16 protein-coding genes are annotated in these 16,574 nt (G+C 57.3%); 7 read left to right on the forward strand and 9 right to left on the reverse strand.

Translation table 11 applies throughout. From position 1 onward, the window contains the following. Positions 1-42 precede the first annotated feature (42 nt). Both I6N98_RS13310 and I6N98_RS13315 read left to right on the forward strand, forming a co-directional pair. Positions 43-1,206, forward strand: coding sequence for an acyl-CoA dehydrogenase family protein (locus tag I6N98_RS13310; protein WP_198568840.1), 1,164 nt, complete (start codon positions 43-45; stop codon positions 1,204-1,206). A 43-nt stretch (positions 1,207-1,249) separates the two neighbouring features. Continuing rightward, positions 1,250-2,437, forward strand: coding sequence for a cytochrome P450 (locus I6N98_RS13315; RefSeq protein ID WP_198568841.1), 1,188 nt, complete (start codon positions 1,250-1,252; stop codon positions 2,435-2,437). Between the two features lie 140 nt (positions 2,438-2,577). On the opposite strand, the gene I6N98_RS13320 is transcribed toward I6N98_RS13315, so the two are convergent. Beyond that, the gene (locus I6N98_RS13320; RefSeq protein ID WP_198571658.1) at positions 2,578-3,090 is read right to left on the reverse strand and encodes a substrate-binding domain-containing protein; all 513 of its coding nucleotides are present in this window, start codon (positions 3,088-3,090) and stop codon (positions 2,578-2,580) included. After that, on the reverse strand, positions 3,039-3,506 hold the full coding sequence (locus I6N98_RS13325) for a LysR family transcriptional regulator (protein WP_198568842.1): 468 nt from the start codon (positions 3,504-3,506) through the stop codon (positions 3,039-3,041). Before I6N98_RS13325 ends, I6N98_RS13320 begins: the two co-directional genes overlap by 52 nt. A 99-nt stretch (positions 3,507-3,605) precedes the next feature. Here I6N98_RS13325 and I6N98_RS13330 point away from each other — a divergent pair, with 99 nt between their 5' ends. The 3 genes from I6N98_RS13330 to I6N98_RS18835 are packed head-to-tail and all read left to right on the forward strand — an operon-like array spanning position 3,606 to position 4,839. Continuing rightward, complete coding sequence (locus I6N98_RS13330; protein WP_198568843.1) at positions 3,606-3,923, forward strand: hypothetical protein; 318 nt, start codon at positions 3,606-3,608, stop codon at positions 3,921-3,923. A gap of 45 nt (positions 3,924-3,968) precedes the next feature. Beyond that, the gene (locus I6N98_RS13335) at positions 3,969-4,406 is read left to right on the forward strand and encodes a sterol desaturase family protein (protein ID WP_198568844.1); all 438 of its coding nucleotides are present in this window, start codon (positions 3,969-3,971) and stop codon (positions 4,404-4,406) included. A gap of 46 nt (positions 4,407-4,452) precedes the next feature. Further along, a complete protein-coding gene (locus I6N98_RS18835) occupies positions 4,453-4,839 on the forward strand; it encodes a patatin-like phospholipase family protein (protein ID WP_420497000.1) in 387 nt (128 codons plus the stop codon). A gap of 116 nt (positions 4,840-4,955) precedes the next feature. Here the strand turns inward: I6N98_RS18835 and I6N98_RS13345 are convergent, their stop codons facing one another. From I6N98_RS13345 to I6N98_RS13365, 5 genes are all read right to left on the reverse strand, one after another. Continuing rightward, the gene (locus I6N98_RS13345; RefSeq protein WP_198568846.1) at positions 4,956-6,059 is read right to left on the reverse strand and encodes an amidohydrolase family protein; all 1,104 of its coding nucleotides are present in this window, start codon (positions 6,057-6,059) and stop codon (positions 4,956-4,958) included. A gap of 74 nt (positions 6,060-6,133) precedes the next feature. Then, positions 6,134-8,557, reverse strand: a complete 2,424-nt coding sequence (locus tag I6N98_RS13350) for a CaiB/BaiF CoA transferase family protein (protein ID WP_198568847.1) — start codon at positions 8,555-8,557, stop codon at positions 6,134-6,136. Between the two features lie 84 nt (positions 8,558-8,641). After that, the gene (locus I6N98_RS13355) at positions 8,642-9,754 is read right to left on the reverse strand and encodes an acyl-CoA dehydrogenase family protein (RefSeq protein ID WP_198568848.1); all 1,113 of its coding nucleotides are present in this window, start codon (positions 9,752-9,754) and stop codon (positions 8,642-8,644) included. 11 nt (positions 9,755-9,765) lie between these two features. Next, complete coding sequence (locus tag I6N98_RS13360) at positions 9,766-10,935, reverse strand: acyl-CoA dehydrogenase family protein (protein WP_198568849.1); 1,170 nt, start codon at positions 10,933-10,935, stop codon at positions 9,766-9,768. Continuing rightward, positions 10,932-12,029, reverse strand: coding sequence for a nitronate monooxygenase (locus tag I6N98_RS13365; protein ID WP_198571659.1), 1,098 nt, complete (start codon positions 12,027-12,029; stop codon positions 10,932-10,934). Before I6N98_RS13365 ends, I6N98_RS13360 begins: the two co-directional genes overlap by 4 nt. A gap of 118 nt (positions 12,030-12,147) precedes the next feature. On the opposite strand from I6N98_RS13365, the gene I6N98_RS13370 reads away from it, so the two are divergent. Continuing rightward, on the forward strand, positions 12,148-13,182 hold the full coding sequence (locus tag I6N98_RS13370) for an AraC family transcriptional regulator (RefSeq protein WP_198568850.1): 1,035 nt from the start codon (positions 12,148-12,150) through the stop codon (positions 13,180-13,182). Between the two features lie 32 nt (positions 13,183-13,214). On the opposite strand, the gene I6N98_RS13375 is transcribed toward I6N98_RS13370, so the two are convergent. Further along, the gene (locus tag I6N98_RS13375) at positions 13,215-14,423 is read right to left on the reverse strand and encodes an acyl-CoA dehydrogenase family protein (protein ID WP_198568851.1); all 1,209 of its coding nucleotides are present in this window, start codon (positions 14,421-14,423) and stop codon (positions 13,215-13,217) included. Positions 14,424-14,438: 15 nt separating this feature from the next. Then, positions 14,439-15,509, reverse strand: a complete 1,071-nt coding sequence (locus tag I6N98_RS13380; protein WP_198568852.1) for an acyl-CoA dehydrogenase family protein — start codon at positions 15,507-15,509, stop codon at positions 14,439-14,441. Between the two features lie 229 nt (positions 15,510-15,738). Between I6N98_RS13380 and I6N98_RS13385 the strand changes: the two genes are divergently transcribed. Next, positions 15,739-16,515: an enoyl-CoA hydratase-related protein gene (locus tag I6N98_RS13385; protein WP_198568853.1), complete on the forward strand. Its 777-nt coding sequence runs from the start codon at positions 15,739-15,741 to the stop codon at positions 16,513-16,515. Positions 16,516-16,574: the final 59 nt, after the last annotated feature.

Raw genomic sequence — 16,574 nt, forward strand, 5'->3', positions numbered from 1 at the left:
CGACGCTATCCCGCAACAGATGGCCAGCACCAGGAGACCCCTATGAAAGCTTTGGATGTACGCCCCCCTGCGGCCATGCAGGAGGAAGAAATCAACCTGTTCACCGACGCCTGCAGTCGCTTCTTTGAGCGCCACGTGACCCCGGAGGTTGCCGAGAAGTGGCGCCAACAGCACCACTGCGACCGGGATATCTGGCAGAAGGCCGGTGAGGCCGGTCTGCTGTGCACCATGATGCCCGAGGAATACGGCGGTAGCGGCGGTGACTTCCGCCATGAAGCAGTCATCATTGAGCAACTGTTCCGCCACGATGCCAATGGTATGGGTATTACCCTGCAGAACGCCATTCTGGCACCTTACATTCTGATGCACGGCACCGAGGAACAAAAGCAGCGCTGGCTCCCCGGCCTGGCCAGCGGCGAGCTGATCGGTGCCATTGCCATGACCGAGCCCGGCGCGGGCTCCGATCTGGCGGGCGTTCGCACCACTGCCAAAAAAGACGGTGACAGTTATGTGGTGAATGGCCAGAAGACCTTTATCTCCAACGGTTCCCAGGCCAACCTGATCTGCGTGGTGACCAAAACCGATACCGGCGCCGGCAACAAGGGCGTGTCGCTAATGATGGTCGAGACCGACAAGGCTGAAGGCTTCCGTCGTGGACGCATCCTCGACAAGGTAGGCTGCGAAGCTGCCGATACGTCGGAGCTGTTTTTTGAGGATGTCCGGGTTCCCACAGAAAACCTCCTCGGCGGTGTTGAAGGCAAGGGCTTTGGGCAGCTGATGGCGGAGCTACCCAAGGAGCGACTGATCATCGCCCTGCAAAGCATCTACGCCATCGATGAAGCCCTGGCCTGCACCATTGAATACACCAAGGATCGCAAGCTCTTCGGCCAAACGGTGATGGATTTCCAGAACACCCAGTTCAAGCTGGCCGATTGCAAAACCCTGGGTACCGTCACCGCGGTATTTGTTTTCCACTGCCTGGACCTGCTATTGCAGGGCAAACTGGACAACAATATGTCCGCCATGGCCAAACTCTACGCCTCCGAGGCCCAGGGCAAAATCATCGACGAATGCCTGCAGCTTTTTGGCGGCTACGGCTATATCAATGAATACCCCATCGCCCGCCTGTACCGCGATGCCAGGGGCCAGCGTTTGTGGGGCGGCACCAGTGAAATCATGAAAGTACTGATCGCTCGGTCGCTATGACCACTACCATATTAGCGAGACTTATTTGCACGGAGTTAATGAAATGAATATCCCAGAGCACGTTCCCTCCGAACTCGTATATCAGTTTGATCACAATACCGACGAAGGCTTACTAATCGCTCCAGAAGCGCGCTTTCTTGAACTATTAAAAAAGTTTCCCGGCGGGCTGTTTTACAGCCCCTGCCTGGGCGGCTTTTGGGTGACTACCAACTATGACGCCTACGTTGCAGTGGTGAGAAATACAGAAGTTTTCTCAAGCAAGCAGATCACTGTCCCCCCTACCGATGGCGCCTATCGTCTGATCCCTGTCAATATTGACCCACCTGAGCACGCCAAGTATCGAAGTGTCCTCGCAAAACAATTTAGTCCGGGACACATGCGCAAGCTGGAAGGCGATATCCGTATGCAGGCTAACCAGCTCATCGACGAAATCGCGAAAAAAAACTCCTGCGACTTTGTCGCCGAGTTTGCAGAAATACTGCCAGTTACGGTTTTCATGAAAATGATGGGGCTACCCATCGAGCGTCTGAATGAATTTCGCGAGTGGGCCATGATCGCACTTACCGAAACTGACCCCGCAGTGCGCATGCCCACCATGATGAAAATCATCGGCTTGATGACAGAGATACTGCATGCCAGACAAACCAGCCCGGAAGACGACTTGATCAGCGTGATTATCCATGCCGAGATCGAAGGCCGACCCATTACCATGGAAGAAGCCCAGGCCTATTGCCTCCTGCTGTTCCTGGCTGGCCTGGACACCGTGGTGAACGCCATGTCATTTGGTCTTCGCCACCTTGCCAACCACAAAGAACTCCAGCAGCAATTGCGCGAGAACCCTGAAATAGCACCCGACTTTGTCGAGGAGTCATTACGACGTTATTCATTCGTCAATATTGGACGGGTTCTTGCATGTGACTACGAATTCAATGGTCAGTTAATGAAGAAAGGCGAGCTCATTATCGTTCCACAGATTCCCGCCAACCTCGACGAGAAAGCCTTCGAAAACCCTTTGGATTTCGAACTTGACCGAAAGGGCAGCAGTCGCCACGTCGCTTTCAATACCGGCCCCCACAACTGCCTCGGCGCGCATTTGGCGCGCATCGAACTTGCGTTGACCTATCAGGAATGGTGCAAACGTATGCCTGAGTTCGGTGAAGATCCATCGACGACGCCGGTTTTGGCAGCTGGACCGGTTATGGGCATGCGCAATCTGCAGCTGGTGTGGTGAACAGGGTAGAAAGCGTAGATACGTAAATTATGTTTCGCACATTTGGGAAGGTAGCGCTCTCGGCTAGCTTCCCGCTCAGTCTGGGCTTTCCAAGGTTGTGCAAAGGTTTCCTAACTCGCTTAACGAAGTGTCCGGCAGTATTAGACCACTTCAGAAGCCGCAGACACAGTACCAAAGCTCAACAGGATATGCTTAATCTGTTGAACCACTTGCACTGCAGCAGGTGACGGCCTACGTCCGGCAAGAAAAGCGACAGCCAGTGTGATTGACCAGTTCTGCTCAATATCATCGGGATTGATTCGCAGCAATTCTCCCCCTTGAAGCTCACGCTCCAAAGCCAGGTCAGACAGCATCAATACCGCAGCAGATTCCATGGCTATGGTTTTCAGGGCGCCAATATCTTCGCAAACAAAATGCCCCTGCCATTGCACCGGCTTGCCACTGCTGTCGTGAAGCATCTGATTGACATCAATGCCGCCCACTGCCGGCGAGGCCAGCGGGAATGCCTTCAGGTCGGCGGCAGCAATCCGGCCTTTGCTTGCCAGCGGGTGGTCGCCACGCACAAACAGCCCGCCCTTATGCTGGCAAAGTGCTTGAATACTCAGCCCACTGTAGTCAGACAGTTGTCCCGCATCGGCAATAAGAAATTCAATCTGCTCCGCAACAGCTCAACCAACTTCGCGGCGGACTGTATCTGAACCGACACCTGCAGACCCGGCTTCTCCCTGGCAGCTCCAGACATGACCCTGGGCAACAAAACGTGGGCCGGCACGGGGCCAACACCAAACTGCAGTTTTCCCAGCTCGACATTACGCATCAAGGCCACGTTGCGCTCCAGACTATTGGCGTGACGCAACAGATCCCGTGCCCCGGCAAGCACCTCCTGTCCCGCCACTGTCACCCTCACGCCGTTGGAGTGGCGCTCAAAAAGCATCATTCCCAGTTCTGACTCCAGGGCCTGAATGCTGCGACTCAGAGCCGATTGGGTAATAAATAACTTTTTGCCAGCCCGGGCGTAGTTGCCGGTTTCCGCCAGTGCCAGAGCATGCTTCAGCTTGCGCAGATCCATGATTATTACTCATCAAGATAACACTTTTTTTACATTGGACACATCATAAACCCTAGCGCAACATGGTGCCTATAACCAGAATCCCAAAAGGAGAAATCCATGTCTGCCCAGCTGTCCGTCATTGTCTTGACCCTGGTATTATTGCTGCTTGAGATCATCAAAGGCCGCCACCGTCATGTTTACCGCCGGGAAGATCTGATCATCACCGGCGGCTCTTTTCTGTTCGGTCGCACCCTGGTTGCGCCGCTATTGGCCGCCGCCATGGGCATGGGGAAAGCTCATGCCCAGTCTACAGGGCAGCCTCAGCGAGACCCCGGTCTGGGCTGGTGTGCTGGGACTGCTGCTGATTGGCGAATTTCTGTTTTATTGGATACACAGGGCGGCCCACAACCCGGTCAAACATCCCCATTTGTTTAACATGCATGCCACCCATCACAGTGCCCGCTTTTTAACCTGTCGGTGATGTCCCGTTACAATGTGTTCTGGCCGCTGGTGCAGCCCTATTCCTGGATGATTGCGCTGGGCTTTTATCTGGGAATGCAGGAAGCGGCGACGCTGTTTTTTGTCACCATCATGACCTGGAATACCCTGACCCATACTAACTTTCGATGGGACGATACCATCGCCAAGTATCTGCCCTTTGGTCCCAGAATTGTGCAGGCAATTGAGTTGATTTTTATTACGCCAAAGCTACACCACGCCCATCATGGCTACGGCAAGGAAGGCAAAGCCTTCCGCAATTTCTGTACCCTGTTCAGTTTCTATGACCGACTGTTTGGCACACTCTATATACCGGCGGAGCGGCCCCAACATTACGGCATCATTGGCAAAAATATTGATAATACCCATTATCTGGAGCAGTTGTTTTACCCCTTCTACAAAACCGCCAAGAAAAAATAGCGCCTTGCCGCGATATTCTTTAAGCCAATAGGCTGGAGCCCATCTGATCGATGCGGTAGCGGCAAGCTGCGCCGTGCCGGGCATTTGGCCCTGCGTTAGCATCGATGACGAGCATTACGATGATGGGGGCATCCGGTCTGGCGAAAAAGCCGACTTCGCCAAAGGTACAAAAAATGTACTGATCATTTCGCCAGCAGGCGTAGACAACCCCGCCCTCCCCCGCAGCAATCTTCGAGACGAAATAGCGCTACTGGAAAGTACCGGGAGCATGGTCACCCTGATATCTCCGGATGCCTCCTCAAAAACAGCCATGGGGAAAATCCCCTTAGTCCCATCTAAAAGAGCAGCCGCTGCGAAATCGGGATTTGAACAGGGATGCAGATTTACAAGTACGGTAATGACTTCAATCTGGGTGGAAACTTTCCCGAGATAGATAGATTGCTACCTGACGACCCTGAATCCATCAGAAATAATCACCACGCAAGTTATCGCCCGTAAGACATTCCCAGCACTGCCCCGAAAACGGTGCCGGGAGTATTCTGCCATCGTCTATGCGACAGCCGGGTTCTGGAGGCGGAACAACTTGGCCGCATTCAGACCCAGAATCGCCGCCTTGTCTTCATCGGAGATATCCACGCCATCGAAAATGTGTTTGATCACTTTCTGTGAATGGGGGAAGGTACCTTCCATGTGGGGATAGTCTGAAGCCCACAATAACGCCTGCACGCCAGTGATCTCCCTCGACAGGACACAGGCTTTATCGTGTTGGAAGGAAACATAGACCTGATCCCGGACAATTTCAGAGGGACGACGGCCCAGCTTGGGGCGAACAAAGAAGCTGTGGGCATCAAACACCTCGTCCATCCGCTCGGACAGGGCCGCCAGCCAGGAAGCACCGGTTTCAATACAGGCCACTTTGGTATCGGGATTGCGATCGAGAATGCCGCTGGCCACCAGGTAGTAAATGGCTTCCTGAGCATCGCACATCAGGCGGGTGTAGTTAATCACCGCGCCACCGGCACCGCGCTCGGGGGCAAAGTCTTCCAGGCCGGTCCCGGCGTGCAGAATGATCACTACACCACGCTCACCGGCCTTGGCAAACACCGGCTCCCAGACAGGATCGTTGTACTTGGGCACGCCTTCAGGAGTGACCACCGGCAGCATCGCCGCCGTATAGCCAATATCGGCAATGCGATCGATTTCTTTCACCGCTTCATTCAAGTCTCTGCAAGGCAGGATGGCAGAGGGGACGAAACGGTCCAGGTTTTCGCTGAAATGACTGTGGCACCAGTTGTTATAGATGCGGCAGCTTTCCGCCTCGACATCGGCCTCTTCAATGAAATAAATGATCAGTCCCAGCGACGGGAAGATCAGCTCGGCATCGATGCCATCCCGCTCCATATCCTCGATGCGACGGTCGATATGATGGGAGCCACTGCGCTTTTCGCCGGGCTCGTGCATACCGGTTTCGTCGGCACGATCACCGCCCATCTTAATGCGGTGGACAACTTTGTCACCGACTTTACTGCACACATAGCCGTCGATGGGAGTCATGGTAATGGCCCGGTCCATCATGCTTTCCGGTAGGGCACTGGTGAAAATATCCAGCGGTTCGGTAACGTGGGCATCGGCACTAAAAATAAAGGGTTTCATAGCAACTTCCTCTCTCCGTTTGGGTTGGCGCCAACACTTGTTCGCCTGCAACAACCCGGTTTGCGTTGAATTGATTACGCGGTGATAAATTCGTTTTCTTTCATAACTTCCAGTACGCCATCGGCAACCAGTTGTTCGATTTTTTCTGCATCAAAACCCAGCAACGTCGCAGCCAGTTCCCGAGTGTGCTGACCCTGGAAGGGTGCGGGTCGAATCTCCGGCTCGGGCAAATCGCTGAAGCTGACGGGGCCGTTCTCGGTCTGCAATACCGTCGGAAATCCGGGTTGCTCAAAATGCCGGAAAAAATTGCGAGCGTTGAGGTGGGGGTTGTCGTCAAAATCGCTGAGGCGATGCATTTTGCCCGCCTTCACCCCTGCCGCCTGGAGCTGCTCCATCACCGCCAGGGCATCGTGTTTAGCCGTCCAGTCAGCAACCGCCGCTTCCAGAATTTCCCGGTGGGCGATGCGACCTTCGGCATTGGCGTAATGCGGGTCCTGGGCAAGGTCCCTGCGCCCCATCGCTTCGCACAGGGCCAGCCACGCGGGGTCACTGTCGACATCGATCACACACCACATATCATCCCCCGCGCAGGGAAAGACGCCCCCTGGACTGCTGAATTCAATGGTGTTGCCCAGTGGCTTCAATGAACCCGGCTGCAGGGATTCCCGCAGCAAGGGGGCAGCCAATACATTGAGAAGTGTCTCGGCCTGGGAAACGGCAATGCGCCCGCCCACACCGGTGCGCTCACGCCGAATCAGCGCTGCCAGAATCGCTACGCCTGACACTCTGGCGGCAAAGTGATCGGGCACGATGGTAATACTGTCGCTATAGCTGTTATCCAACTCCGGATAGCACCACAGCCCAGTCAGGCCCGAGGCCGCACGCACCAGGGGGCCGTAGCCCATGCTTTTGGCCAGCGGTCCGGTATTACCGAGGGCGCTGCTTTCCACCACGATAATGCCAGGGTTAAGCGCTTTAAGATCGTCGTAACCAATCCCAAGAGATTCCAGGGTGCCGGGCTTGAAATTGGATAAGACCACATCCGCGTCTTTCGCCAACTGGTGAAAAATGGCAATGCCCTCGGGGCTGCGCAAGTTCAGACCAAAGGACTTTTTATTGCGGGAGCCCTGACAAAAGGACTGGCTGATGGCCACCCCTTCCGCCGAGGTTTGTCGCAAACCGTCGGCAAAGGCGGTATTTTCCACCTTGATGACTTCCGCGCCCTGGTCGGCAAAAATCCGCCCGGATTCCGCGCCGGCAACAATCACGCCCAAATCCAGCACCCGAATGCCCGACAGTGGCCGACGCTTCGCCGACCCGGTCACTTGGGCTGCCGGTCTGGGCAGCAGGCCAGATAGCAATTCATTGTCCTGCCCCAACGTTGGGGCAGGCTCTCGCAGCCCCATACGCTGACCGTCAATCTCAACATAACCGCTGGGGAGTTTGCCCTGCCGACCGGCCACCGGCAGCTCGACAAAGGCGCCCCGGGCATTGAAGTGACTGTCGTTCAGCACCTGCTCGGGGGTGGCGACGGCGGCAATGGGCACACCCCGCTTTTGGCCTTCAGCCACCAGTTCTTCGCCGGCTTTATCGGCAAACAGCGCCGCAATCAGCGCGTTGATCTGTTTAATTTCTTTAAAACGAACGCCGATATTGCCGTACTTGGGGTCGGTAAAGGGATGATCATCACCCAACCAGCCACACATGCCCTGCCACTGGCGGGGGTTGAGCACACAGATCCGCACGTGGCCATCGGCGCAGGGGAAGATGGGGTACAAAAAGCCCACCGGTGGACGACCATAGGGCGCCAATTCGTTGGCGCTGCGACCGGCAGCGGCGCTACCGGTTACCCCCAGGCCCGGATCGATAACCTGAGCCGTGGCTTCTAAAATGGAGAAGTCCATGGTGTTGCCCGTGCCAGTATGGAGCTTCTGCCAATATCCTAACAGGGCAACCCAGGCGGCCTGAACAGCTGTGGTTTCCAGCGCCAATTCACCGGGGGGCAATAAGGGGCGATTGCCAGCGATTCCCGAGCGGGCCAGCACCGCGCCCATGGCCAGCTGCACCGCATTGCTGGCCTGGTAGTCCCGATAGGGGCCGGTCTGACCAAAGTCGGAAATGGACAGAATAATGAGGTCGGCGCGACGTCCCCGCAGGGTATCGGCATCCAAGCCCAATTCGGCCATTTCACCAGGGCGGCGGCTTTCAATGAGGATATCAGCGCTGTCCACCAAGGCCAGGAACGCCGCCTTGCCCTCGGCGGACTGTAAATCGAGGCAAACGCTCTTCTTGTTGGCGTGATGACTGGCAAAATGCAGGCTTTCACCGCCCAGCAACGGCGCCTTCTGCCGCGAGGCAAATCCCCCCGGGGGCTCGACCAGTATCACGTCGGCACCGAGGTCCGCCAGCAGTCGGCCACACATTTCACCCTTGCCATCGGCCAGGTCGATCACCCGCAAGCCTTGCAAGGGCAACTCTGTTGTCAATAATTCGGCCATTATTTGATCCTTATTTTGTCATTCATTGGCATAGCGCCTTCTAAACAAACGTAGCGTTTAAGCTGCACTGTAAAGCCAGTGCACTCAGGCCACCTTTTGCCCAGCAATATCTTTACCCAGCTCCGCCAGAATGCGGCTCTGTCCGCCCAGGTCCATTTCCACCTGTCTTGCCTGAAGGCTGTACCGGTACAAAGGGTAGTCCCGATCCACGCCGGTGCCGCCGTGAACCTGCTGGCAGCGATGACTGATGCGGTGCAGGGCCTCGGTCGCCCAGTAGGCGGCAACCAGACAGGCTTCGCTGGCATCACCCCCGTCCCGAAGCTGACAGGCGGCGGCTTCGCTGGCCGCCCTCAGGCATTCCTTGTCGATATAGCAATCTGCCAGTTGATGGGCCACTGCCTGAAAACTACCCAGAGGCTTGCCAAACTGCTTACGCTCACTGCAGTGCGCACTGGCCAGGGTAATCATGCCTTCGCACAATCCGGTGGCGTAGGCCGCCGACGCTGCCCGCTGGGCATGACGAGCGGTGGTGAGAATGCCATTTACCGCCTCCCCTGTTGCTACCAGCTCGGCTCGGGCACCCGCTAAGGTAAACTGGGCCAGGGCTTCACCGCTGGTGGTTTGCTGGGGCCGGCGCTGCACACCCTCCTGGGCGCAGGCAAAAATATAAATGCCGAGTGCATCGCCATGGCGGGCCAGGGTCCAGCAATGGCTGGCCTGCATCCCCCCGGGTACACGGCTTTTGCCACCGTGCAGAACGACTTGCGAGCCACTGCCTTCCGCCCGGGTCTCTACCTTGTTGCCTCCCTGCAGACCAGTTTCTGCCAGAGCGCAGCTCAGCAAGCCCTTGCCGCTGCTCAGGGTACTGAGAGCTTCCTGCACACCCGCCACGTCGAGATAGGGCAGCAGGGACTGACTGGCGGTAGCCAGAACGGCGACCCCCGGCAGGGGCGCCACGTGGCGACCAAGTTGTTCCAGCAATATCATCAGGGTTTCAAAATCCTGGCCCATACCGCCCACTGCCTCGGGCAAAGCCAGACCCAACATGCCAGCCTCTGCCATTTGCTGCCACAGCTCCGGGTCGAAATAATCTTTACTTTCGGCATCCCGCAGACGGTCCTGATTGCAATAATCCGCCAGCACCTTGTTGCTGAGATCGGCGATCTCTCGCTGAAATTCGTTAAGGGAAAAATCCATGGTTCTATCCTCTAGCCCCGGGGCAGACCCAGGCCTGCCGTTGCGACAATACTGCGCTGCAATTCGTTGGCGCCACCGCCAAAGGTGTGCACCGTGCCCTTGCGATACCAGTGCTCCATCAAGCCCTTCAACACGGCATCGTCCCCGCGCAGGTTACTGAGCGGCGCCAGGATTTCCGCCATCAGTCTGCCCAATTCGATGTAAAGCTCGGAGCCGAAGACCTTGGTGGCCGAGGCTTCCACCATACCGCTGGCGCCCTGCTCAATTTTCCAGGCACTTTTCAGACACATCAGTTTCAGGGCCGATAAGCGGGCATTGGCCAGGGCCAGATTGCGCTGCACCCAGGGAAAACTCAGACTTTCCTGGTAGTCTGCATCGCCCCGCAGGAACTTCAGGGTTTCGTCGTAAAGCTTGGCCACATGGCCGTAGCTGACCAGCGACAGGCGTTCAACATTGAGCTGACCGGTAATCAACGGCCAGCCGCCGTTGATCTCGCCGACCCGGTAAGTATCGGGAATACGCACGTCCTGATAATAAGTGGTGGTGGTCAACACCCCCATGGTGCGAATCAGCGTGCAGGAATAACCCACGCTGTCGGTGGGTACCAGAAACACGGTGAGCCCCTTATGACGCTTGGCCGGATCGGGATCGGTGCGGGCCGCCAACCAGATGTATTGGGAGAAATTGGCGCAACTGGTCCAGATTTTTTGGCCATTGATAATCCAGTCATCGCCGTCCCGCTCTGCCCGGGTGCGTAACGAGGCCAGGTCGCTGCCCGCGGAGGGCTCGGAATAGCCGATGGCCAAATAGGCCTCGCCGTTCATAATTTCGGCGACGATGCGCTCGCGAATTTCGGGCTGGGCATGCTTGGCAAACACCGGACCGATGGAATTGGCCGACAGGGCCGGCCAGGGAAAACCCGACCGCTTGGCCTCATCCACCAGCAGGTACTGTTCCACCGGGTCCGCCCCGGCACCGCCCAATTCTTTGGGCCAGGAGTATCGAATCCAGCCGTCCTCACCCAGCTGGCGCATTTTTTGCCAATACACTGGCCCGCCGCCATGGCTGAACTCCTCATTGGCCAACTCGGCGATGAAATCCGCCGTCATCATTTGCTGGCTCATGTAGTCGCGTACCCGCTGCCGGAATGCTTCCTGGGCCGGACTTAACTCAATATTCATATACTTTCCTCAACCAACATTGTCAGCCAACCAGCGGCATCAAGGAATTCCTCCAGCATCGTCATCACCACCTGACGGACGGAGGTTTCGCTGTTCATATCTCCCACCACCTGCCCCACCGGATAGCTCATATAGGGCTCGACACCCGCTCGCTGGATACGCATACGCATCTCTGCCGTGGCAATGGTTTGCAGCGGCATGGGCAGCGTTGCCGGCGCTCCCGGTTGCTGCCACATCTCACTGAATTCGCTGCGCAGCATCCGGCAGGGTTTACCGGTCATTGCCCGGGATTGGATAGCATCTTCGGATTTGGCCGCAAACAGCCGCTGCTTGAGTTTGGGCTCAAGCTCACTCTGGGCAGTGCCCAGCCAGATAGAGCCGGTCCACACCCCCGCCGCCCCCATGGTTATGGCCGCCGCCATTTGCGAACCCCGGGCAATACCCCCCGCCGCCAGCACCGGCATAGGCGCCACCGCATCAATCACTTGTGGCCACAGCACCATGGAACTGATATTGCCGGTATGACCACCAGCCTCGCTGCCCTGGGCCACCACAAAGTCCACCCCCGCCTCTACCTGGGCACGGGCATGGTCGACCTTGCCAATCAGGCTGGCCACACGAATGCCGCGATCCTGAATCATCTTCACCGTTTCCCGGGGCGGGGTACCCAAGGCATTGACCAGCAGTTTGATTGGGTGGCGTAAAGCCACATCCAGTAGTCCCGTCGCCTCTTCCGGCGTCATTTGAACCTTATCCAGCTGTTCTTTAAGCAGCGCCTTGGCTTCGGCTTCGGGCAAAGGCGGTATATTGGCCTCATCGCATTTGCGTGCTAGAAACTCGGAAAATTCTTTGGGAATCAGACTGGCAATATCCAGCTTGCCCACCGCCCGCTTCTCGTAAGTGTTGGGAATCAGCAGATCGACGCCATAGGGTTTGCCGTCCACATGGGCATCAATCCAGGCAAGCTCTTCTTCAAGACGTTCGGGTGGAAAGCCACTGGCGCCCAGCACGCCCATGCCGCCGGCCTTCGAGACTTCCACCACCACATCCCGGCAGTGGGAAAAGGCAAACACCGGTAATTCAATTCCGAGCATGTCTGTCACAGCGGTTTTCAAAATTTATTATCTCCGGGGTAAGTTATACTCCCACCCACTATGTCTCGACTTAGGCCTGGCCGGAAGGACAACAATTCGCAATCCGACTCACCAAAATATGCATATCACCGATCACGACGCGCCCCTGGCTTTGCAGGCCGCCTTCAACTACCGCATGGCGGTCCTCAGGTTGCTTCCCGGCCCCGCCAATGCTGGGCTACCGGTGCCCGCTCTACTGCGGGAGGCCGGTATTGATCCCACCATTGTCGATCAACTTGGTGAAGTTTCCCGCAGCCAGTACATCCAACTGCTGGCCCGACTACCGCAGCCCCTCAGCGATGAGTTTTTCGGGCTCAGGCAGCACCCGGTCAAACCCGGCGTCACCAGCATGATGATCGAGATCGCTCTGGGCAATGACACCCTCGGTGCCGCCATGACCCAGAGCCTGCGCTTTATGCGCCTGGTCAGCGACGACCTGCGCATGGAGCTTATGGATGAGGGCGACGATATTGCCCTGGTGCTGTCGGGTCTGGACCCGGGGCGCGACCCCCATCATTTTCTGGTCGATTACTGGCTGAACTACCTCCACCGGGTATTCAGCTGGATGATCGACCAACTCATCCCGGTCAAATCGGTACAGCTGGCCTTTGCCGAACCGGCGAAGCGCCATCGCCTTGTCTATCAACTGCGCAGCGACTGGCAGGACAACTGCGATCGCAATGCGGTAGTGTTCAGCCGCAAGTACCTGGCCCTTCCCATTCTGCGCAGCCGCAATGAATGGCTGTCCCTACGTCAGACCGCGGTCGAAAGCGGTGTGGTCCAATGGCCGGAAGAACAGGTTCAGGTGGCCTCCCATGTGCGCTCACTGATCTTCAATGCCCTGCGTCAGGGCGAGCCGCCACCCACGCTGAGCACCGTGGCCCAGACGCTGCATCTAACCCAGGCTACCCTGCATCGCCACCTCAACAGCGAGGCCACCAGCTTTCAGCGAATTCTCAACGACGTGCGCTGTGACACGGCCATCGACAAGCTGCGCTTTCAAAAACTCTCTGTGGCCGAAGTGGCGGAGCAGCTCGGCTTTAGCGAACCTCGTTCCTTCAGTCGGGCCTTCAAACAGTGGACCGGCGCCAGCCCTTCGGACTACCAGTGCTGAAACCCACCCGACTCACGTTCGGTTCATCCCCACTATCGTCCCGCCGGCAATTTGGCAAAGGCCACGTCTTTATCTACCCGGATATCGCCGGGCAAGCCGAGCACCCGCTCGGCAATCTGGTTACGCAGAATCTCGTCGGTGCCGCCGGCAATGCGCAGGGCCGAGGCCCAGATATAACCGTACTGAAACTTTTTACTGCGTTCGTTATCGTCAGCGAAGAAGGCGCTGTCCATACCCAGTACATCACCGGCGATGGCCGAAATATCTTGCAGCATATTGGCGTAAACCAGCTTGCCCATATTGGACATGGCACTGGGGGTTTCGCCCCGAGACACACTGGTCAGCAAGCGGGCGCGGAAGTTTTTCAAGCCTTGGTCGGTGGCGACATGACGGGCCACTTCCAGCTGGTAGGGGGCCGCCTCGCCCCCCGCCTCGCGCATTACCTCAAGCAGCTCGTCGACACTGGGCAGCCCCTTGGACTCGCCGCCAACATTCAATCGTTCGTTCATCAGGGTGGTCATCACCACCTTCCAGCCGCCGTTGACCTCGCCCAGACGATAGCGGTCGGGAATCCGCACATCCGTCAGAAAGACTTCATTGAATTCCGACTCACCGGAAATCTGCTTGATGGGGCGAACATCAATGCCCGGACTTTTCATATCCAGCAGGAAATAGGTCAGGCCCTTGTGCTTGGGCACATCAGCATCGGTGCGCACCACCAGAATGCCCCAGTCGGCGGTATGGGCCCAGGAGGTCCAGACCTTCTGGCCGTTGATCACCCAGTCGTCACCATCCCGAACGGCCTTGGTCCGCAGCCCCGCCAAATCGGAGCCGGCAGCGGGCTCGGAAAACATCTGACACCACAGCAGCTCCCCCATCAGAGTTTTATGGGCAAACTGTTCGATCTGTTCAGCTGTACCGTGGGTATAGATAGTGGGCACGGCAAGGTGGCAGCCAATACCGACGAAGGGGCCAACCGGCACATGATAGCGCCCTTCTTCCTCGGCAAAGATTACCTCCTGCATGGCGTTGCCGCCCATACCACCCTGCTCCTTGGGCAGGGAAATGGCCGCATAGCCGGCCTTGGCCTTGGTCTTCTGCCACTGGCGGCCCAACTCGGCAAAACGGCTGTCGCCCGGGGACAAACCCAGCGGTTGGCGGTAATCGCTGGCGGCATCGCTCAACCAGTCCCGCACTTGTTGGCGGAAGGCCGCTTCTTCAGGGGTATCGTTAAAATCCATGTTCGACTCCTACGTTCAGGCAGCGGCCAGCAGCTTTTTGGACCAGTGGGCGATATTGCCAAGATTCATTGCCAGCAGGCGGGCCCGCTTGTAAAAGAAGTGGCAATTGGCCTCCCAGGTATAACCAATACCACCATGCAAATGCAGGTTTTCTTCGGCGGCAAAGTTGTAGGCTTCGGTGGCACTCACCCGGGCAACGGCAGCGGCAAGGGGCAGTTCCGGCCCGCCAGCCGACATCGCCCAGGCACCGAAGTAGGCGTTGGAGCGGGCCAGCTCAATCTTGATCATCATATCGGCGAGACGATGCTTGACCGCCTGATAGCCGCCCACCGGGCGGCCGAAAGCATAGCGTTCCAGCACATAATCCCGGGCCATATAACAAGCCACTTCAGCGCCACCAATTTGCTCAAATGCCGTGAGAACAGCGGCCTGATTGATAATGGTTTCAAGCAGGTTTGCCGCGCTTTGCTCACTCTCCAGCAGGGTCACCGGTACTGACTCCAGGGCCACGCGCTGGTAGCTCGCCAGTTCATCGATACCGTCGGGCAGAGGAGATGCTTGATAGCCCTCTGACATGGTGTCCAACATCACCAGCACGGTATTGCCAGCGCACTTTGCCGGTGCAATCAAATGACTGGCACTGCGGGCAGAGGCCACGGCGGGTAGCGAACCACTGACCGTACTTCGGTCATTCATTTGCAGTTCAGTAGACAGCAAATCCACCGCTACAATGGCTTCGCCCAAGGCGATCTGAGCCAAAAGCTCTGCAGCCTCGTCATTGTTACAGCGTTTCAATATCTCTGCGGCCAAACACACCGTGCTGAAAAAGGGCGTCGGCGCCAGTACCCGGCCCACCTCCTCAGCCAGCACACAGAGCTCCAGAGCGCCCATTCCCAGACCACCCTGCTCCTCAGGAATAGCGATGGCTGGCCAACCCAACTCCACCATTTGCTGCCACAGGGCTTCGTCGTAATCCGTACCGCTATCGACATGACGGCGCAGACCCTCCGGGTCGCAGGATTCGCTGAGAAACTTGCGCGCGTGGTCGGCCAGCATGCGCTGATCATCTGAAAAATCGAAATTCATACATTACTCCGCAGAATTGAGTCTGCCGCCTTGACCGCCGCGCCTGATCTTGCGGCCAGCCTTGTTATTGCTATTGCCTGTGTACACGCTTCGGGAGCCATACCGCGACTCACCTTTGGTTCAGCTTGTCTTAACTATTTAGATATATATAATAGCAATCATATATATGATTTGGAAGCGCGACCCACACTTTGCTTCCCCACCATAAAAAATAGCCGAGAATCTCATCATGTCAGAAGCCCATTTGCTGTTCGAACGCCTGAGCCCTCACATTGCCAAGGTCACCCTGAACCGGCCCGATAAGCACAACGTGATCAGTGGCGACATTGCCGAAGGCTTGCAAAATGCCGTTCATACGGTGGAGAACGACCCCCAGTTGCGGGTGGCCATTCTCTGCGCCAATGGTAAAACCTTCTGCGCCGGCGCTGATCTGGCGGAGGTCAGCGCCGGGCGCGGCCACAAACTGACCACCAAAACTGGCGGCTTTGCGGGATTTGTTCACGAGCCCCGCAGCAAGGCCTGGATTGCCGCTGTGGATGGACTGGCCTTTGGCGGCGGTTTTGAACTACTGCTGGCCTGCGACCTGGCGGTGATTAGCCGCGACAGCCAGCTGGGTCTGCCTGAGCCCAAACGCGGCTTAATCGCGGCAGCCGGTGGCGCCTTTCGGGTTGGCCGCTCATTGCCCAAAGCCATTGCCATCGAGCTGGCGGTGACCGGCCGCCCCATGACCGCCGAGCGGGCCCTGCATTTTGGCCTGGTTAATGCCGTGGCTGAACCCGGTCAGGTTATCAGCACGGCCACCGCATTGGCCGAAGAAATCGCCGCCAATGCCCCCCTCTCTGTTGATCATAGTCTGGCACTGTGCAAAGCGGCAGCGGAATGCAGCGAAGAAGAACTGTGGCAGAAAACCCAGCAGGCCGTGCCCACCATCATGGGCTCCGACGATGCCAAGGAAGGTATGCGCGCCTTTATGGAGAAACGACCGGCCAACTGGCAAGGCAAATAAAACGGCCACTTCCCTGCCCAACGGCAGGGCCCTTTATTCAGCAAGCAGGCTGCAGTGCT

The sequence above is a fragment of the Spongiibacter nanhainus genome, from assembly GCF_016132545.1.
In the GTDB taxonomy this organism is placed as follows: Bacteria; Pseudomonadota; Gammaproteobacteria; order Pseudomonadales; family Spongiibacteraceae; genus Spongiibacter; species Spongiibacter nanhainus.